The following is a 14,594-nucleotide window of genomic DNA, read 5'->3' on the forward strand; positions in this document are numbered from 1 at the left end:
ACACGGGATTAGCGTGAACCGGACGAGAATTGTTCGTCTGCGATAAAGTTGATAAGCTTTAAAATAAAAACGGTATTAACGCCATTAAAACCACGCTGATTTTTACATAATCTTAATTAACCCCATAGAAACCATAACCACCATTAAAAACCCTTTTTAATTTTGAACATAATCACAGCAGATAATCCGTGCGCTTCTCTATGATGGCTGAACAAACTAATAAGAGGCCAGATTATGAGCACAACAGATGATTCTTACCTCGTAGCCAAAGACAAGGCCGCTGATATTCCTCTGCGTGAGAAATGGTGGCGGATACTGGACAATTATAAAGTAGGGATTATTCCGTTACCGTTCTTTATTCTGGCCGGCGTATTGATTCTGCTCGACTGCCTGGAAGGCAAGTTGCCGAGCGATATCGTGGTGATGGTGGCCACCCTGGCGTTCTTCGGCTTCGCCTGCGGCGAATTCGGCAAGCGCCTGCCACTGATCGGCAAAATGGGCGCGGCGGCGATCTGCGCCACCTTCATTCCTTCCGCGCTGGTGCACTATGGCCTGCTGCCGGACGTGGTGGTGGAGTCGACCACCAAGTTCTACAAATCGACCAACATTCTTTACCTCTACATCTGCTGCATCATCGTCGGCAGCATCATGAGCATGAACCGCCAGGTGCTGATCCAGGGCTTCCTGCGCATCTTCATCCCCATGCTGTGCGGCGAGATCGTCGGCATGCTGGTGGGGATGGGCGTCGGCATGGCGCTGGGCCTGGAACCGTTCCAGATCTTCTTCTTCCTGATCCTGCCGATCATGGCCGGCGGCGTAGGTGAAGGGGCGATCCCGCTGTCGATGGGCTATGCCGCGATCCTGCACATGGAGCAGGGCGTGGCGCTGGGGCGCATTCTGCCTATCGTGATGCTCGGCAGCCTGACCGCTATCGTCATCGCCGGCCTGCTCAACCAGCTGGGCAAGCGTTATCCGCACCTGACCGGCGAAGGCAGCCTGATGCCGAGCAAGCAGGGTGAAAGCGACATGAGCGCGGTGGAAAAAATCAGCGGCAAGGTGGACGTTAGCACCATCGCCTGCGGCGCGCTGTTGGCCATTCTGCTGTATATGGTGGGCATGCTGCTGCACCGTCTGATCGGCCTGCCGGCGCCGGTGGGCATGCTGTTCGCCGCCGTGGCGGTGAAGTTGGCGCACGGGGTGTCGCCGCGCATTCAGGAAGGCTCGCAGGTGGTGTACAAATTCTTCCGCACCGCCGTGACCTATCCCATCCTGTTCGCCGTCGGGGTAGCCATCACGCCGTGGCAGGAACTGGTGGACGCGTTCACCGTACAGAATCTGATCGTGATCGTCACCACCGTCAGCGCGCTGGTAGCGACCGGTTTCTTCGTCGGCAAGAAAATCGGCATGCATCCTATCGACGTGGCGATCGTCTCCTGCTGCCAGAGCGGGCAGGGCGGGACCGGCGACGTCGCGATCCTCACCGCCGGCAACCGCATGTCGTTGATGCCATTCGCCCAGATCGCAACCCGTATCGGCGGCGCTATCAACGTTTCGCTGTCGCTGCTGGTGTTGGCCAAGTTCTTCGTATAACTCCTATAAATCCTTAGCGTTACTTTGCCTTTCCCCGCCCCCGCGGGGATTTTTTTTGCCCGCGCGCCGGCCCGACGCGCGGGCGGGGAACTGCCGGTTACGCCGCTTGCTTCATGGCGGCGTCGTACCACGCGAAGTAGCGCTCTACGCCGCGACGGCCGGATTCGATCAGCGCGCGTTTCTTCTCCTCGCTGATGCCGAACTCCAGCGTGCCGACGTCGAGCGTGTCGACATACACGGTGCGCTTCCAGTCATCGCTGTCCAGATGCACCTTGGTTTGGATGTCCAGCATCACGTTGGCCACCGCCAGGGTGAAATCAAACAGGTTGTTGACCGGCGTGCGCGGGCCGGCCTGACCGGCGGCCTGAGCGATTTCACTGGCGGAGTCCAGGCGAATGCCCAGCGTACGGGTGTTGATGCGCTGGCTGGTGCTGTCGATGTAAGGCGGCGTGGCGGAGAAGTCATAGTCGAACAGCCGCACCGGGTAGTTGTCGATCATGCCGCCGTCGATGCACAGGTCGCCCAGGGCATTTTTCTTCGCCACGAAGGCGAACGGGAACGACATCGAAATGCGCAGGCCATCCGCCACTTTCATGCGCGGCGTGGTACGGTGAGAATAAACCTCTCGCTGGCCGCTGTTGAGGTTGGCGCCGATAAAGTAAATCGACTTGAACCCTTTCGCCGCCTTCATCGCTTCGAACTGTTCGAAGGTAATATCCGGGTTGCCGGTATATTGTTTGATAATATCGCGTGACCATTGATAGAAATAATCGCCGGGCGCGATGCCGTATTGATTGAACAGGCGATAGGCGTCCTGGAGCGTGCCGAAAAAACCGCCGTTATAATCGAGGAATTTTTTAAAATCCATCGCCGACAGAATCTTGGTCACGTCGGCCGAGCTGCAGCCCAGCCCGACCAGCAGCGCGGCGATGGCGCCCGCTGAGGCGCCGGAAGTTTGCTTGATCTGCGGCATGATGCCTTTGGCCTCCAGCAATTCCAGTGCGCCGCCATAGGCGATGCCTTTTACGCCGCCGCCTTCAAAGACCAGGTTTTCGAATTGATAGCTCATCATATTTCCTTACTCGTGGTTTAGGGAGTAAGAAAAATAACGAAGCGGCGCACGAGAAAATATGGATTGGGGTTGTGTGGCTTGGCAAACAAAATTATTCATAATGAATATATTATTTATATATTTATCAAAGGCATTTATTAAACAGGCGCATCGGACTTTTTGCGTCAATACTTAGCGCTGTTCAATTCTCACAAGGAGTCATCATGTTCTGGAAACGTTGTCTGTTGGGCGCGGCGCTGGCCGTTATGTCGTTACAGGCCGGCGCCGCCGCGCCGCAGGCCAAAACCCCGACGCCGGGATTTTACCGCATCATGCTGGGCAGCTTTGAAGTGACCGCGTTGTCCGACGGCATTATTCGCCTGCCGGCGGATAAGCTGTTACTGGGCCGTACGCCGCAGCAGATCGCCGCCGGGGTAGCCGAGCAGCATCAAAGCCTGCCGGTGGTCACGTCGGTCAATGCTTATCTGATCAATACCGGCGACAAGCTGGTGATGATCGACAGCGGCGCCGGCCAACTGCTGGGCGACGGCCTGGGCAAGCTGGTGGATAACCTGCGTGCGGCGGGCTACCAGCCGGAGCAGGTGGATGAGATCTACCTGACCCACATGCACCCGGACCACCTCGGCGGGCTGACGCACGACGGCAAGGCGGTATTCCCCAATGCGGTGGTGCGCGCCGCCAGCCAGGACGCGGACTTCTGGCTAAGCGCGGACAAACTGAAACAGGCTAGCGCGGGCAGTAAAAGCAACTTCGAAAGGGCTCAGGCAGTGATCAAGCCGTATCAGGCGGCCGGCCACTTTAAGCCGTTCAGCGGCGACGGTGAGCTTTCCCCGGGCATTGCCGCCTTTGCCGCCCACGGCCATACGCCGGGGCATAGCGTGTATCAGGTGACCAGCCAGGGCCAGAAGCTGTTGCTGCTGGGGGATCTGATCCACGTGGCGGCGGTGCAGATGCCGCATCCGAAGGTGGCTATCAGCTTTGATAATGACGCCAAGGCGGCGGTCGCTCAGCGGCTGCGGATATTTGGTGACAGCGCGCGGCAGAGCGAGCTGGTGGGGGGCGCACACCTGTCGTTCCCGGGGTTGGGGTATTTGAACCGCCAGGGCGACGGTTATACTTGGGTGCCATTGAACTACGGCGCGCTGTAATGGAGATGGCCGCCCAACGGGCGGCCATCGTAAGCGCCTTGGGGACATTGTTCGATAATTTGGGATGATGATGCCAGAGAATCGGGGCTTATTCGCCGTGATAAAGAGTGCATGATTAACGTTACCCTCGTCGTTTTCTTTAAGGATCTCCCGATGAATCAGAAAACTCCCTCCGTCGCCATCGTCACCGGCGCATCGCGCGGTATCGGCGCGGCCATCGCCGAGCGTCTGGCCGCCGATGGCTTCACCGTCATCATCAACTATTCGGGCAACCCGGCGCCGGCCGATGAGCTGGTGCGCAAGATTGAACAGGGCGGCGGCCGCGCCTTGAGCGTCAAAGCCGACGTCAGCGATGCATCTGCGGTCGCCCGCCTGTTCGACAGCGCCGAACAGGCGTTTGGCGGCGTCGACGTGCTGGTCAATAACGCCGGGGTGATCGCGCTGGCGCCGGTGGCGGACATGCGTGACGAAGACGTGGATCGCCTGCTCGACATCAATCTGAAAGGCAGCTTCAATGCGATGCGCGAGGCGGCGAAGCGCCTGCGCGACAATGGCCGCATCATCAACTTCTCCTCCAGCGTGGTGGGGTTGCTGCAGCCGGGGTACGGCATGTATGCCGCCAGTAAGGCGGCGATCGAAGCGCTGACCAGCGTGCTGGCGAAAGAGCTGCGCGGCCGCAATATCACGGTGAACGCCGTCGCGCCGGGACCGACCGCCACCGGTTTGTTCCTCGACGGCAAAACCCCGGAGCTTATCGAGCGGCTGGCGAAGATGGCGCCGCTGGAGCGCCTGGGCACGCCGGACGATATCGCTGCGGCGGTGGCCTTCCTCGCGGGGGCCGACGGCGGTTGGATCAACGGCCAAACCCTGCGCGCCAACGGCGGCATCATCTGATTGACGACGCGCCGCCGCAGGATCGGGTATCCTGTGGCGGAACTCATCACATCAAGGGCAGCGTATGACGGGCGACAATCAGCAGTTTCATCCCGGCGTCAGGTCGCCCTGCGTCAGCCTGTGCCGGATTGACGACGAAACCCAGCAGTGCCGCGGATGCCGGCGCACGCGGGCGGAGATCGCCGCCTGGCCGACCGCCAGCGATGCGGAGAAACGCGCTATCTGGCGGCGGCTAGAGCCGCGTCAATCGGTGAAATAATCCTCTGCATTATTGCGCTGCCAGACTGCATGTAGCACAATTGAGCTACATGTGATTGACCGACGTTAGGAGCGATTATGTCGACGACGACCATTCGTATTCCAGATGAGCTTAAAGCCCGAGTCGCTGCCGTCGCCGAGCAGGTTGGCGTAACGTCTCACAGCTTTATTTTGCAGGCAATAGCGGAGAAAACGCAGCAGGAAGAGTTGCGCCGCGACTTTGAGAATGAAGCGGAAAAACGCTATGCCAAGATAATTGCGACGGGAGAGACGGTCTCTTGGAAAGAGATGCGCGGTTATTTGGAAAATTACGCAGCGGGTAACACTGACGCTGTTAAACCCCCGGTTAAAAAATTGGGGCGCTGATGGCAAACGTCGAGTTGGCGCCAGAGGTCAGGGATGATATCGAACGTATTCTCGCTCATTTGGCTCAGTATGGCGCTGCGGATTCAGGGCGGCGCATTCAGGAAATCATCCAGGCAATTGCGGTATTGGAACATAATCCATTGATCGGACGGTCCCTTGGCGCAGGGCTGCGTGAATTGATTATTGGGCAGCAAGCTCGCGGTTATTTGGCGCTCTACAAATACATTCCTGATATCGATACGGCGTTTGTTCTGGCGATCCGCAGTCAGAAAGAACAAGGGTATTGAATGCACGATACCGGCCTGAAAGACCGGCATCGCTGTCATGTCCTCAGAAATCCCAGTCCTCATCCTCGGTGTTGACCGCCTTGCCGATGACGTAGGACGACCCTGAACCGGAGAAGAAGTCGTGGTTTTCGTCGGCGTTCGGCGACAGCGCCGACAGGATCGCCGGGTTGACCTCCGCCATCGCCGGCGGGAACAGCGCTTCATACCCCAGGTTCATCAGCGCTTTGTTGGCGTTGTAGTGCAGGAAGGTCTTCACGTCTTCCGTCCAGCCGACGCCGTCGTACAGTTCCTCGGTGTAGCGCACCTCGTTGTCGTACAGGTCCTGCATCAGATCGAAGGCGAAATTTTTCACCTGTTGGCGCCGTGCGGCGTCCACTTTCTCCAGCCCTTTCTGGAATTTATAGCCGATATAGTAGCCGTGCACCGCCTCGTCGCGAATGATCAGGCGGATCAGATCGGCGGTGTTGGTCAGCTTGGCGCGGCTGGACCAGTACATCGGCAGGTAAAAGCCCGAATAGAACAGGAACGACTCGAGGAACACGCTGGCGACTTTTTTCAGCAGCGGATCGTCGCTGCGGTAGTGCGCCAGAATGATGCCGGCTTTCTTCTGCAGCGCGCGGTTTTCCTCGCTCCAGCGATAGGCGTCATCCACGTCCGGCGTTTGGCACAGGGTAGAGAAGATTGAGCTGTAAGAGCGGGCGTGCACCGCCTCCATAAAGCTGATGTTGGAGTACACCGCCTCTTCGTGCGGCGTCAGCGCATCGGCGATCAGGGCCGGCGCGCCGACGGTGTTCTGGATGGTGTCCAGCAGCGTCAGCCCGGTGAACACCCGAATGGTCAGCTGCTGCTCCTTCGGCGTCAGCGTGGCCCAGGAGGGGATATCGTTGGACAGCGGCACCTTCTCCGGCAGCCAGAAGTTGGAGGTCAGGCGGTTCCACACCTCCAGATCCTTGTCGTCTTCGATGATGTTCCAGTTGATGGCGCGCACCAGCGGCGCCGATGTTACGGTCGTCATAAGTTGCCTCACAGCGCGCAGGACACGCAGCCCTGCACCTCGGTGCCTTCCAGCGCCATCTGGCGCAGGCGGATGTAGTAAATGGTTTTGATGCCTTTGCGCCAGGCGTAGATCTGCGCGCGGTTGATGTCGCGGGTGGTGGCGGTATCGCGGAAGAACAACGTCAGCGACAGCCCCTGATCGACGTGTTGCGTCGCGGCGGCATAGGTATCGATGATTTTTTCCGGGCCAATCTCGTAGGCATCCTGGTAATACGCCAGGTTGTCGTTGGTCATGTACGGTGCCGGGTAGTAAACGCGGCCGATCTTGCCTTCCTTGCGGATCTCGATGCGCGAGACGATCGGATGGATGCTGGAGGTGGCGTTGTTGATGTACGAGATGGAGCCGGTCGGCGGCACCGCCTGCAGATTCTGATTGTACAGCCCGTGCATCATCACCGACTGGCGCAGCGCGCGCCACTCGTCGCGGCCCGGAATAGCGATGCCGGCGGCGGCGAACAGCTCGCGCACCCGCTCGGTTTGCGGCAGCCAGTCGCGTTCGGTGTACTTGTCGAAGTACTCGCCGCTGGCATAGCGCGAGTGCTCAAAGCCGTCGAACGTGCCGCCGCGTTCGATCGCCAGCCGGTTCGAGGCACGGATGGCGTGATAGGCCACGGTATAGAAATAGAGATTGGTGAAGTCGATGCCTTCTTCCGAGCCGTAGAAGATGCGCTCGCGCGCCAGGTAACCGTGCAGGTTCATCTGGCCCAGACCGATGGCGCGGGCGCTGCGGTTGCCTTCGGCGATCGACGGCACCGAGCGGATATCGCTCATGTCGGCCACCGCGGTCAGCGCGCGGATCGCGGTCTCGATCGCCTTGCCGAAGTCCGGCGCGTCCATGGTTTTGGCGATGTTCAGCGAGCCGAGGTTGCAGGAGATATCCTTGCCGATGCGATCGTAGCTCAGATCCTCGTGATAGGTGCTGGCGCGGTTGACCTGCAGGATCTCCGAACACAGGTTGCTCATGTTGATGCGCCCGGCGATCGGATTCTCTCGGTTGACCGTGTCCTCGAACATGACGTAGGGGTAGCCGGATTCGAACTGGATCTCCGCCAGCACCTGGAAGAATTCGCGCGCGTTGATGCGCGACTTGCGGATGCGCTTGTCATCCACCATCTCGCGGTACTTCTCGCTGACGGCAATCTCCGAAAACGGCACGCCATACACCCGTTCGACATCGTAGGGCGAGAACAGGTACATCTCTTCGTTGTTCTTCGCCAGCTCGAAGGTGATGTCCGGGATCACTACCCCCAGCGACAGCGTCTTGATGCGGATCTTCTCGTCGGCGTTTTCCCGCTTGGTGTCGAGAAAACGCAGGATGTCCGGGTGGTGGGCGTTGAGATACACCGCGCCGGCCCCCTGACGCGCGCCGAGCTGGTTGGCGTAGGAGAAGGCGTCTTCGAGCATTTTCATGATCGGAATGACGCCGGAGGACTGGTTCTCGATGCGCTTGATCGGCGCGCCCACCTCACGAATATTGCTCAGCATGAAGGCCACGCCGCCGCCGCGTTTCGACAGCTGCAGCGCGGAGTTCACCGCCCGGCCGATCGATTCCATATTGTCTTCGATGCGCAGCAGGAAGCAGGAGACCAGCTCACCGCGCTGGCGTTTGCCGCAGTTGAGGAAGGTCGGCGTGGCCGGCTGGAAGCGGCCCGAAATCATCTCTTCCACCAGATCCTGCGCCAGTGCGGTGTCGCCCGCCGCCAGCGTCAGCGCCACCATGCACACCCGGTCTTCGTAGCGTTCCAGATAGCGCTTGCCGTCGAAGGTTTTGAGTGTATAGCTGGTGTAGTACTTGAAGGCTCCGAGGAAAGTCTCGAAGCGGAATTTTTTGGCGTAGGCCTGCTGGAACAGCTGCTTGATAAACGGGAATTCGTACTGCGCCAGCACCTGCGGCTCGTAGTAGCCTTCTTCCACCAGATAGCGCAGCTTTTCCTCCAGGTTATGGAAGAACACGGTGTTTTGGTTGACGTGCTGCAGGAAGTAGTGCCGCGCCGCCAGCCGATCTTTATCGAACTGGATCCGGCCTTCCGCATCGTAAAGATTGAGCATCGCGTTGAGCGAATGGTAATCCAGCGCGCCCGTCTCGGGCCTGGTCAGTTCTGTCGTTGCCAAAATGCGGTTACTCCCTGTCTAACGTTTTCAACGTCTTGCGTAGTGCCGAGCAGCTCGAAGCGGTACAAGAAAGGCACCTGGCATTTTTTGGCGATGATGTCGCCGGCGATGCCGTACGCTGCGCCGAAGTTGGTGTTCCCGGCGGCGATGACGCCGCGCAGGTATGAACGGTTTTGCGGAACGTTGAGAAAGCGGATCACCTGGATCGGCACCGCGCCGACGGCGCTGCCGCCGCCATAGCTGGGCACGATCAAGATATAGGGCTGTTCCATCAGCAATTTGCTGCGGGCGCCGGCGATCGGAATGCGGATCGCCGGCAGGCCCAGTTTCTCAACGAATCGGTGGGTGTTCTCCGAGCTGCTGGAGAAATAGACCAGCGGATTCATCGTCGGGCCTCAGCAGGTGAGCGCCAGCGCGCCGATTTTGTCCGGCCGGAAACCGGCCCAGTGATCGTCACCGGCGATAATCACCGGAACTTGCTGATAACCTAAGGATTTAACGTGGTCCAGCGCCTGCGGATCTTGAGTGAGGTCGATCACCTGATAATCAATCCCCTGTTTATCAAATGCGCGATAGGTGGCGTTGCACTGGACACAGTCCGGCTTGCTGTAAATAATAATGCTCATGATTCGCATTTACCTTTAGGCTGAAGGAAAGGCGGACAAGTCAGAGAACGGAGCATTGTTCCTGGCGTTTCTGACGGCGTTATCAGCCGAACAACATTCCCTGCGGCTGATAGATAAAATACTATATGTTGATATTTGTTTTATCAACCACGCTATATATGGTGTTTTGTCGGGTTTTGCGCGCAGGCCGCGCCGGGGCTGGAAAAGGCGAGGGGAAAAATTTTTGCGGGTGTGAAATTCCCCCTCAGAGTCAAGAGGGGGAGGCGAGCGCATTACTGACGCATGCTGACGGCCAGCCGGTTGAAGGCGTTCATGATGCTGATGGCGAAGGTCAGATCGGCGATCTCGGTATCGCTGAAGTGCGCCTTCAGCGCCTCGAAAGCGCTGTCCGGCGCGCCGGTGGCGGCGATCAGCGTAACCGACTCGGCCCACTCCAGCGCCGTGCGTTCACGTTCGCTGAATTCATGGCTGACGCGCCAGCCCGCCAACGTATCCAGCTTGGCATGGCTGAAGCCGCTTTCGCGCAGCGCTTTGCCGTGCATGTCCAGGCAGTAGGCGCAGCCGTTGATCTGCGAAACGCGCATAAACATCAACTCGATGGTCGCTTTGTCCAGGGCGCCTTTCTCCAGCGCCATCAGCGCGCTCACCATATTTTTGTACGGGGCGGGCGCCAGCTCGGCATAGTTCAAACGTTGCTTAATCATGGTCAACCTCAATCGATAGTAACGAAATCATGGCGCTACTTTAGCGGCCTTATGGTCTATGCTATAGGGCCATAAAATGATTATTTAACCGGGCCATGATGCCGCCGTTCCTGACTTCATTGCGGCTGGACAGCCGGCTCGCCGAGCCACTGTACCGGCAGATTTACCAGCGGATTAAAGACGCCATCGCCCAGGGCAGCCTGGCGGCGGGCAGCCGGCTGCCTTCGGTGCGCGGGTTGGCGAGCGATTTGGGCGTGGCGCGCGCCACGGTGGAAAGCGCCTACGCGCAACTTATTGCCGAAGGTTTCTTGCAGAGCCGGGGGCAGGCGGGCACCTATGTCTCGCCGCAGTTGCCGCACATGCCGCCGGGCGCAATGCCCGCTATGCCGCCGTTGGCGACGATAGCGCCCGATCCGCTGCAGCCGCAGGGCATGCTGCAGCCTTTCCAACTGGGCGTGCCGGCGCTGGATGCGTTTCCCCGCGCGCTGTGGCAGCGCATTGTCGCCCGCCAGCTGCGCGGTTCCACGGCGGCTTCCCTGGCGCTGCCGCCGGCCGGCGGCCTGCCTGAACTGCGTGAGGCGATCGCCCATTATCTGCATTTGTCGCGCGGCATCAGCTGCCGGCCGGAGCAAATTTTCCTCTGCGCCGGTTATCCGGCGTTGCTGGACTGGGTGACGGAGACGCTGTTGCACGCCGGCGACGCGGTATGGATAGAAGATCCCGGCTATCCGGTCACGCGCCCGCTGCTGCGGGCCGCCGGCGTCAGACCGGTCGCCGTGCCGGTGGATGAACAGGGCATGGACGTGGCCGCCGGTATTTTGACGGAGCCTGAGGCGCGGCTGGCGGTGGTGACGCCGACCCATCAAAGCCCGCTCGGCGTCTCGCTCAGTCTGGCGCGGCGGGTGGCGCTGCTCGACTGGGCGCAGCAGCGCGGGGCCTGGATCCTCGAGGATGACTACGACAGCGAGTTTCGCTATCACGGGCGGCCGCTGCCGCCGCTGAAGAGCCTCGATGTTCAGGGGCGGGTGCTGTACGCCGGCACCTTCAGCAAAACGCTGTTCCCGGCGCTGCGCATGGCTTATTTAGTGGTGCCCGTCGGCCTCACGGAGGCCTTTGCGCGCAGCAGTCGGCTGCGCGGCTGCGGTTGCCCGCCGCTGCTGCAGGCCGGCGTGGCGGATTTTATCCGGCAAGGGCATTTCTATCGCCACCTGAAACGCATGCGGCCGTTGTACCGCCAGCGGCGCGAGTGGCTGACGCTGGCGTTGGAGCGGCAGCTGGGGGCGTGGCTGACGACGGTGCCGCAACAGGGCGGCATTCAGCTGTTGGCCCGGCTGCGCGACGGCTTGGCGGATGCGCCGTTGGCGGCGCAAGCCTGGCGACAGGGGCTGGCGGTGCAGGCGTTGTCTGACTGGCGAATCGACCATCCGGCGGGGCAAGGGTTACTGCTGGGGTTCGCCAATTTCAGCCGGCGAGAGGAGGCGGAGCGGGCGGTACAGGGGCTGGCGCAGCTGTTTCGCTAAAATTAAACGGCCCGCGATTTCCGCGGGCCAGACGCACATCTGTTTTATCTTTATGACTGCAGGGGTGTTAACGCCGGGCTAGCAGCACGCCGAGCACGATGCCGACGGCGGCACCGATCCCTACGCCCTGCCAAGGTTTGTCACGCACATAGCTGTCGGCTTGCTCGACCGCGTCGCGCGCATGTTGTGTCAGACTGGTGGAGCCGTTGAATCGCGCTCGCGCGTCGCGCAGCACGCCTTTCGCCTTGCTGTGCAGCTCTTTCAGTTCCTCTTTGGTCTTGTCACCGGACTCGCGCAACACTTCATCCAGCGTATCGGCCAACAGAGTCACATCCTGATCGATATCGCGTTCTGTTCTTTCCGCTTTCTTAAACATTCAGCTCTCCATTTCGACACATGTCTTTTAAGTGTAGACCATGCCGAGATTTGTGTGGCCGATCACGGAAAAAAACCGCCGTCACGCAGGTGTTTGCCGGCACCTGGGCTTTGTACATTTGGTTACTCGGCGAAACCAATCACTCACGGAAACGGCCGTTTGATTCCACTAGTATCTGTTTCAACGGCTCCACCGGAGCTTACCGAAACAACACTCTGAGGATTTAAAGATGAAAAAAGTATTAGCGCTGATCGTTGCTGCCACTATGGGTCTGTCTTCTGTTGCTTTCGCTGCTGATACTGCAGCTACTGCTCCGGCTACCACCACCGCGCCAGCTGCGACCACCACTACCGCTGCGCCAGCGGCTGCTGCTGAAAAAGCGCCAGCTAAAGCAACGCACCACAAGAAAGCCAAGCACCACAAAAAAGCGCCAGCCCAGAAAGCTCAGGCCGCTAAAAAGCACCACAAAAAAGCGCCAGCTCAGAAAGCCCAGGCTGCTAAAAAACACCACAAAAAAGCGCCAGTGCAGAAAGCTCAGGCCGCTAAAAAACACCACAAAAAAGCCGGTAAAAAAGCTTAATTAAGTGATGTTTGCGGAACCGACAAGGTTCCGCACTCTACAGCCCGTATTCCAGACACCCGGTCTTTCCGGGTGTCTTCTTTTGAGGCTACTCACGATGATCCATCGCTATCTGTTTGAAGTCATTTTCAGCGCGGTAACCCTGTGCGGGGTGATCGTCGGTTGGGAACTGTTTCTGGCCGGCAGCTTCCTGTAATTATTGCGCCGCGGCGGTTTCGTGCAAATGCCGCCAGCCGAGCGCGTCGGGCAGGCGTTCAAACACCACCGTGGAGTAGCGCAGCGTGGCGCTTTGCCCCGGCAGGCTCTGTTTTTCCCGGTAGCTGACTACCGCGCCAGTCGGCCATTCGGCCACCAGCTTCATCTCTTCTATCTCGATTTCCAGTCCCGGTTTGGCGGCGCGATGCGCGCGGAAAAAAGCGCACAGCGCGGTGAAATCCAGCGGGGCGCCGTTCAGCGCGATCATGCTGAAATCCGGCGTAAAGCGCGCCAGCAGCGCTTGCTCCTCTCCGGCGCCTTTGCCCAGCCAGCGTTCAATGGCGATGTGGGCGTCGATCACTTCGGTAAAATACGGGTTCATAAAGCATCCTGTTGAGCATTGAGTTGGCGCACGATGGCGCGGTTGGCGAGGCGCAGACACAGCAACAGCGGGATAAGTGCGCTGGCGCCCGCCAGAATGAAGCAGGTTCGGTAAGCCGCCGCGGGCGGCAACACGGTCAGCAGCAGATTCAGCAGCAGGCTGAGCAGCGCCACGCCGAGGCAAAAACTGAGCTGGCGGTTGATATTCCACAGTGCGCTGGCGTCCGCCAATTGGCCGTCGGGGATCTGCAGAAACGCGCTGCTCTGCGCGGTGCTGCTGCACAGACTGCCGCCGAACCCCATCAGGGCGAAGGCGGCGATCTGCAACGCGTGCTGCCCGGCCTGATCGATCTGGGCCAACGTCAGCATGCCGGCGCCTTGCAACAGGCAGCCGGCGATCAGCAGCGGCCGCGGGCCGAGGCGATTAAAGCTTTTGCCGGTCAACGTGATGGCCAGGAACGACGCCAGCGCCCAGGGCAGCATCAGGCCGCCGACCTGCGCGGCGGGCATCCCCAGCTGGTTTTGCAAATACAGCATCGCCACCAGGCTGACGCCGATGAACAGGCCGGGAATGCACAAATAAACCGCCATGGCGTTGCGCAGCAGCGGATCGCCGACCAGCCGCAGGTTCAGCAGCGGCTGCGGGGTGCGCAGGCTATGGCGCAGATAATAGGCCAGCACCAGCAGCCCGGCGGCCAGCAGCGCCGCGCCGGAAACCTGATGACCGGCTTCGCTCAGCCGGGTCAGGCCGAGCAGCAGCAGCGTCAGCGCCGCGCAGGCGCTCAGTAATCCTGTCGCGTCGAGCGGTTTGCACGCCGCCGTCGGCGTTTCCGCACGTAGCCACAGCGCCGCCAGCGCCAGGGCCAGGGCCGCCAGCGGCAGGTTGGCGAAAAACACCCAGCGCCAGTCCAGGCTATCGACGAGCCAGCCGCCCAGCGCCGGTGACAGCGCCGGCGCCAGCAGCCCCACCAACATGATGGCGGCCGACAGCCCGGCGCGTTCATGGCTGCGGTACAGCTGATAGGTCAGCGTCTGGCCGATGGGGATCAGCAAACCGCCGCCCATGCCCTGCAGGGTGCGCCAGCCGATCAGCGCGCCGATGCTGTCGGCGTTGCCCGCGCCGAGGGTGGCCAGCATGAACAGCGCCAGCGAGAGCAGAAACACCCGCCGCCCGCCGATGCGCTGCGCCAGCCAGGCGCTGAGCGGGATCACCAGCGTCAGGCCGAGAATATAGCCGTTGCTGACCCACGCCAGTTGGCTGACCGATGCCCCCATCGCCTGGCCGATGGCGGGGTAGGCGACGTTGGCGATAAACATATTGATCAGATCGACGAAAAAGCCGAGCAGATAGACGATTGCCACTTTGCTGCGATAAGACATGGTGCCTCCGGTTGAAGGCGAGCAGTGTATCGGGGGGAAAAGTGCGGAT

17 protein-coding genes are annotated in these 14,594 nt (G+C 60.2%); 8 read left to right on the top strand and 9 right to left on the bottom strand.

The annotated features are described in order from the left end of the window. Window positions 1-234: 234 nt before the first annotated feature. The gene (locus ACUTQY_RS20365) at window positions 235-1,590 is read left to right on the top strand and encodes a 2-hydroxycarboxylate transporter family protein (protein ID WP_033644155.1); all 1,356 of its coding nucleotides are present in this window, start codon (window positions 235-237) and stop codon (window positions 1,588-1,590) included. Window positions 1,591-1,687: 97 nt separating this feature from the next. Here ACUTQY_RS20365 and ACUTQY_RS20370 read toward each other — a convergent pair whose 3' ends face one another. After that, the gene (locus ACUTQY_RS20370; protein ID WP_033644154.1) at window positions 1,688-2,659 is read right to left on the bottom strand and encodes a patatin-like phospholipase family protein; all 972 of its coding nucleotides are present in this window, start codon (window positions 2,657-2,659) and stop codon (window positions 1,688-1,690) included. A gap of 206 nt (window positions 2,660-2,865) precedes the next feature. Between ACUTQY_RS20370 and ACUTQY_RS20375 the strand changes: the two genes are divergently transcribed. The 5 genes from ACUTQY_RS20375 to ACUTQY_RS20395 all read left to right on the top strand — a co-directional run bounded on the left by ACUTQY_RS20375 (window position 2,866) and on the right by ACUTQY_RS20395 (window position 5,615). Continuing rightward, window positions 2,866-3,810, top strand: a complete 945-nt coding sequence (locus ACUTQY_RS20375) for an MBL fold metallo-hydrolase (RefSeq protein ID WP_033644153.1) — start codon at window positions 2,866-2,868, stop codon at window positions 3,808-3,810. A 153-nt stretch (window positions 3,811-3,963) separates the two neighbouring features. Continuing rightward, entirely contained in the window at window positions 3,964-4,704 is a 741-nt protein-coding gene (locus tag ACUTQY_RS20380; protein ID WP_042785246.1) for an SDR family oxidoreductase, read from the top strand. Window positions 4,705-4,768: 64 nt separating this feature from the next. Further along, entirely contained in the window at window positions 4,769-4,963 is a 195-nt protein-coding gene (locus tag ACUTQY_RS20385) for a DUF1289 domain-containing protein (protein WP_046687704.1), read from the top strand. Between the two features lie 77 nt (window positions 4,964-5,040). Next, window positions 5,041-5,328 carry a CopG family ribbon-helix-helix protein gene (locus ACUTQY_RS20390; RefSeq protein ID WP_025303989.1) on the top strand — a complete coding sequence of 96 codons (288 nt, stop codon included), beginning with the start codon at window positions 5,041-5,043 and terminating at the stop codon, window positions 5,326-5,328. Next, window positions 5,328-5,615, top strand: coding sequence for a type II toxin-antitoxin system RelE/ParE family toxin (locus tag ACUTQY_RS20395; protein WP_033639548.1), 288 nt, complete (start codon window positions 5,328-5,330; stop codon window positions 5,613-5,615). Before ACUTQY_RS20390 ends, ACUTQY_RS20395 begins: the two co-directional genes overlap by 1 nt. 43 nt (window positions 5,616-5,658) lie before the next feature. Here ACUTQY_RS20395 and nrdF read toward each other — a convergent pair whose 3' ends face one another. The 5 genes from nrdF to ACUTQY_RS20420 all read right to left on the bottom strand — a co-directional run bounded on the left by nrdF (window position 5,659) and on the right by ACUTQY_RS20420 (window position 10,113). Further along, the gene (nrdF, locus tag ACUTQY_RS20400; protein ID WP_033639549.1) at window positions 5,659-6,630 is read right to left on the bottom strand and encodes a class 1b ribonucleoside-diphosphate reductase subunit beta; all 972 of its coding nucleotides are present in this window, start codon (window positions 6,628-6,630) and stop codon (window positions 5,659-5,661) included. A gap of 8 nt (window positions 6,631-6,638) precedes the next feature. Next, on the bottom strand, window positions 6,639-8,783 hold the full coding sequence (nrdE, locus tag ACUTQY_RS20405; RefSeq protein WP_072022510.1) for a class 1b ribonucleoside-diphosphate reductase subunit alpha: 2,145 nt from the start codon (window positions 8,781-8,783) through the stop codon (window positions 6,639-6,641). After that, complete coding sequence (gene nrdI / locus ACUTQY_RS20410; RefSeq protein WP_004928930.1) at window positions 8,765-9,169, bottom strand: class Ib ribonucleoside-diphosphate reductase assembly flavoprotein NrdI; 405 nt, start codon at window positions 9,167-9,169, stop codon at window positions 8,765-8,767. Before nrdI ends, nrdE begins: the two co-directional genes overlap by 19 nt. 9 nt (window positions 9,170-9,178) lie before the next feature. After that, on the bottom strand, window positions 9,179-9,409 hold the full coding sequence (locus tag ACUTQY_RS20415) for a redoxin NrdH (protein ID WP_033644148.1): 231 nt from the start codon (window positions 9,407-9,409) through the stop codon (window positions 9,179-9,181). Between the two features lie 272 nt (window positions 9,410-9,681). Next, window positions 9,682-10,113, bottom strand: coding sequence for a carboxymuconolactone decarboxylase family protein (locus ACUTQY_RS20420; protein WP_033651609.1), 432 nt, complete (start codon window positions 10,111-10,113; stop codon window positions 9,682-9,684). Between the two features lie 95 nt (window positions 10,114-10,208). Here ACUTQY_RS20420 and pdxR point away from each other — a divergent pair, with 95 nt between their 5' ends. Continuing rightward, a complete protein-coding gene (gene pdxR, locus ACUTQY_RS20425; protein WP_046687703.1) occupies window positions 10,209-11,633 on the top strand; it encodes a MocR-like pyridoxine biosynthesis transcription factor PdxR in 1,425 nt (474 codons plus the stop codon). Between the two features lie 67 nt (window positions 11,634-11,700). On the opposite strand, the gene ACUTQY_RS20430 is transcribed toward pdxR, so the two are convergent. Further along, window positions 11,701-12,009: a DUF883 family protein gene (locus tag ACUTQY_RS20430; RefSeq protein ID WP_046687702.1), complete on the bottom strand. Its 309-nt coding sequence runs from the start codon at window positions 12,007-12,009 to the stop codon at window positions 11,701-11,703. Between the two features lie 229 nt (window positions 12,010-12,238). Here ACUTQY_RS20430 and asr point away from each other — a divergent pair, with 229 nt between their 5' ends. Beyond that, the gene (gene asr, locus ACUTQY_RS20435) at window positions 12,239-12,589 is read left to right on the top strand and encodes an acid resistance repetitive basic protein Asr (RefSeq protein ID WP_004928953.1); all 351 of its coding nucleotides are present in this window, start codon (window positions 12,239-12,241) and stop codon (window positions 12,587-12,589) included. A gap of 196 nt (window positions 12,590-12,785) precedes the next feature. Here asr and ACUTQY_RS20440 read toward each other — a convergent pair whose 3' ends face one another. Together ACUTQY_RS20440 and ACUTQY_RS20445 are read right to left on the bottom strand one after the other, a co-directional pair. Next, window positions 12,786-13,166, bottom strand: coding sequence for a DUF4440 domain-containing protein (locus ACUTQY_RS20440; RefSeq protein WP_004928958.1), 381 nt, complete (start codon window positions 13,164-13,166; stop codon window positions 12,786-12,788). Then, entirely contained in the window at window positions 13,163-14,545 is a 1,383-nt protein-coding gene (locus ACUTQY_RS20445; RefSeq protein ID WP_046687699.1) for an MFS transporter, read from the bottom strand. Before ACUTQY_RS20445 ends, ACUTQY_RS20440 begins: the two co-directional genes overlap by 4 nt. Window positions 14,546-14,594 lie beyond the last annotated feature (49 nt).

The sequence above is a fragment of the Serratia sp. TSA_130.1 genome (genome assembly GCF_052691795.1).

Coding starts and splice junctions, on each gene's coding strand:
- ACUTQY_RS20430 (WP_046687702.1), bottom strand. CDS start 12,009: ATGTTTAAGAAAGCGGAAAGAACAGAACGCGATATCGATCAGGATGTG.
- ACUTQY_RS20370 (WP_033644154.1), bottom strand. CDS start 2,659: ATGAGCTATCAATTCGAAAACCTGGTCTTTGAAGGCGGCGGCGTAAAA.
- ACUTQY_RS20375 (WP_033644153.1), top strand. CDS start 2,866: ATGTTCTGGAAACGTTGTCTGTTGGGCGCGGCGCTGGCCGTTATGTCG.
- ACUTQY_RS20390 (WP_025303989.1), top strand. CDS start 5,041: ATGTCGACGACGACCATTCGTATTCCAGATGAGCTTAAAGCCCGAGTC.
- ACUTQY_RS20365 (WP_033644155.1), top strand. CDS start 235: ATGAGCACAACAGATGATTCTTACCTCGTAGCCAAAGACAAGGCCGCT.
- ACUTQY_RS20415 (WP_033644148.1), bottom strand. CDS start 9,409: ATGAGCATTATTATTTACAGCAAGCCGGACTGTGTCCAGTGCAACGCC.
- nrdF (WP_033639549.1), bottom strand. CDS start 6,630: ATGACGACCGTAACATCGGCGCCGCTGGTGCGCGCCATCAACTGGAAC.
- pdxR (WP_046687703.1), top strand. CDS start 10,209: ATGATGCCGCCGTTCCTGACTTCATTGCGGCTGGACAGCCGGCTCGCC.
- nrdI (WP_004928930.1), bottom strand. CDS start 9,169: ATGAATCCGCTGGTCTATTTCTCCAGCAGCTCGGAGAACACCCACCGA.
- ACUTQY_RS20445 (WP_046687699.1), bottom strand. CDS start 14,545: ATGTCTTATCGCAGCAAAGTGGCAATCGTCTATCTGCTCGGCTTTTTC.
- ACUTQY_RS20395 (WP_033639548.1), top strand. CDS start 5,328: ATGGCAAACGTCGAGTTGGCGCCAGAGGTCAGGGATGATATCGAACGT.
- asr (WP_004928953.1), top strand. CDS start 12,239: ATGAAAAAAGTATTAGCGCTGATCGTTGCTGCCACTATGGGTCTGTCT.
- ACUTQY_RS20385 (WP_046687704.1), top strand. CDS start 4,769: ATGACGGGCGACAATCAGCAGTTTCATCCCGGCGTCAGGTCGCCCTGC.
- ACUTQY_RS20420 (WP_033651609.1), bottom strand. CDS start 10,113: ATGATTAAGCAACGTTTGAACTATGCCGAGCTGGCGCCCGCCCCGTAC.
- ACUTQY_RS20380 (WP_042785246.1), top strand. CDS start 3,964: ATGAATCAGAAAACTCCCTCCGTCGCCATCGTCACCGGCGCATCGCGC.
- ACUTQY_RS20440 (WP_004928958.1), bottom strand. CDS start 13,166: ATGAACCCGTATTTTACCGAAGTGATCGACGCCCACATCGCCATTGAA.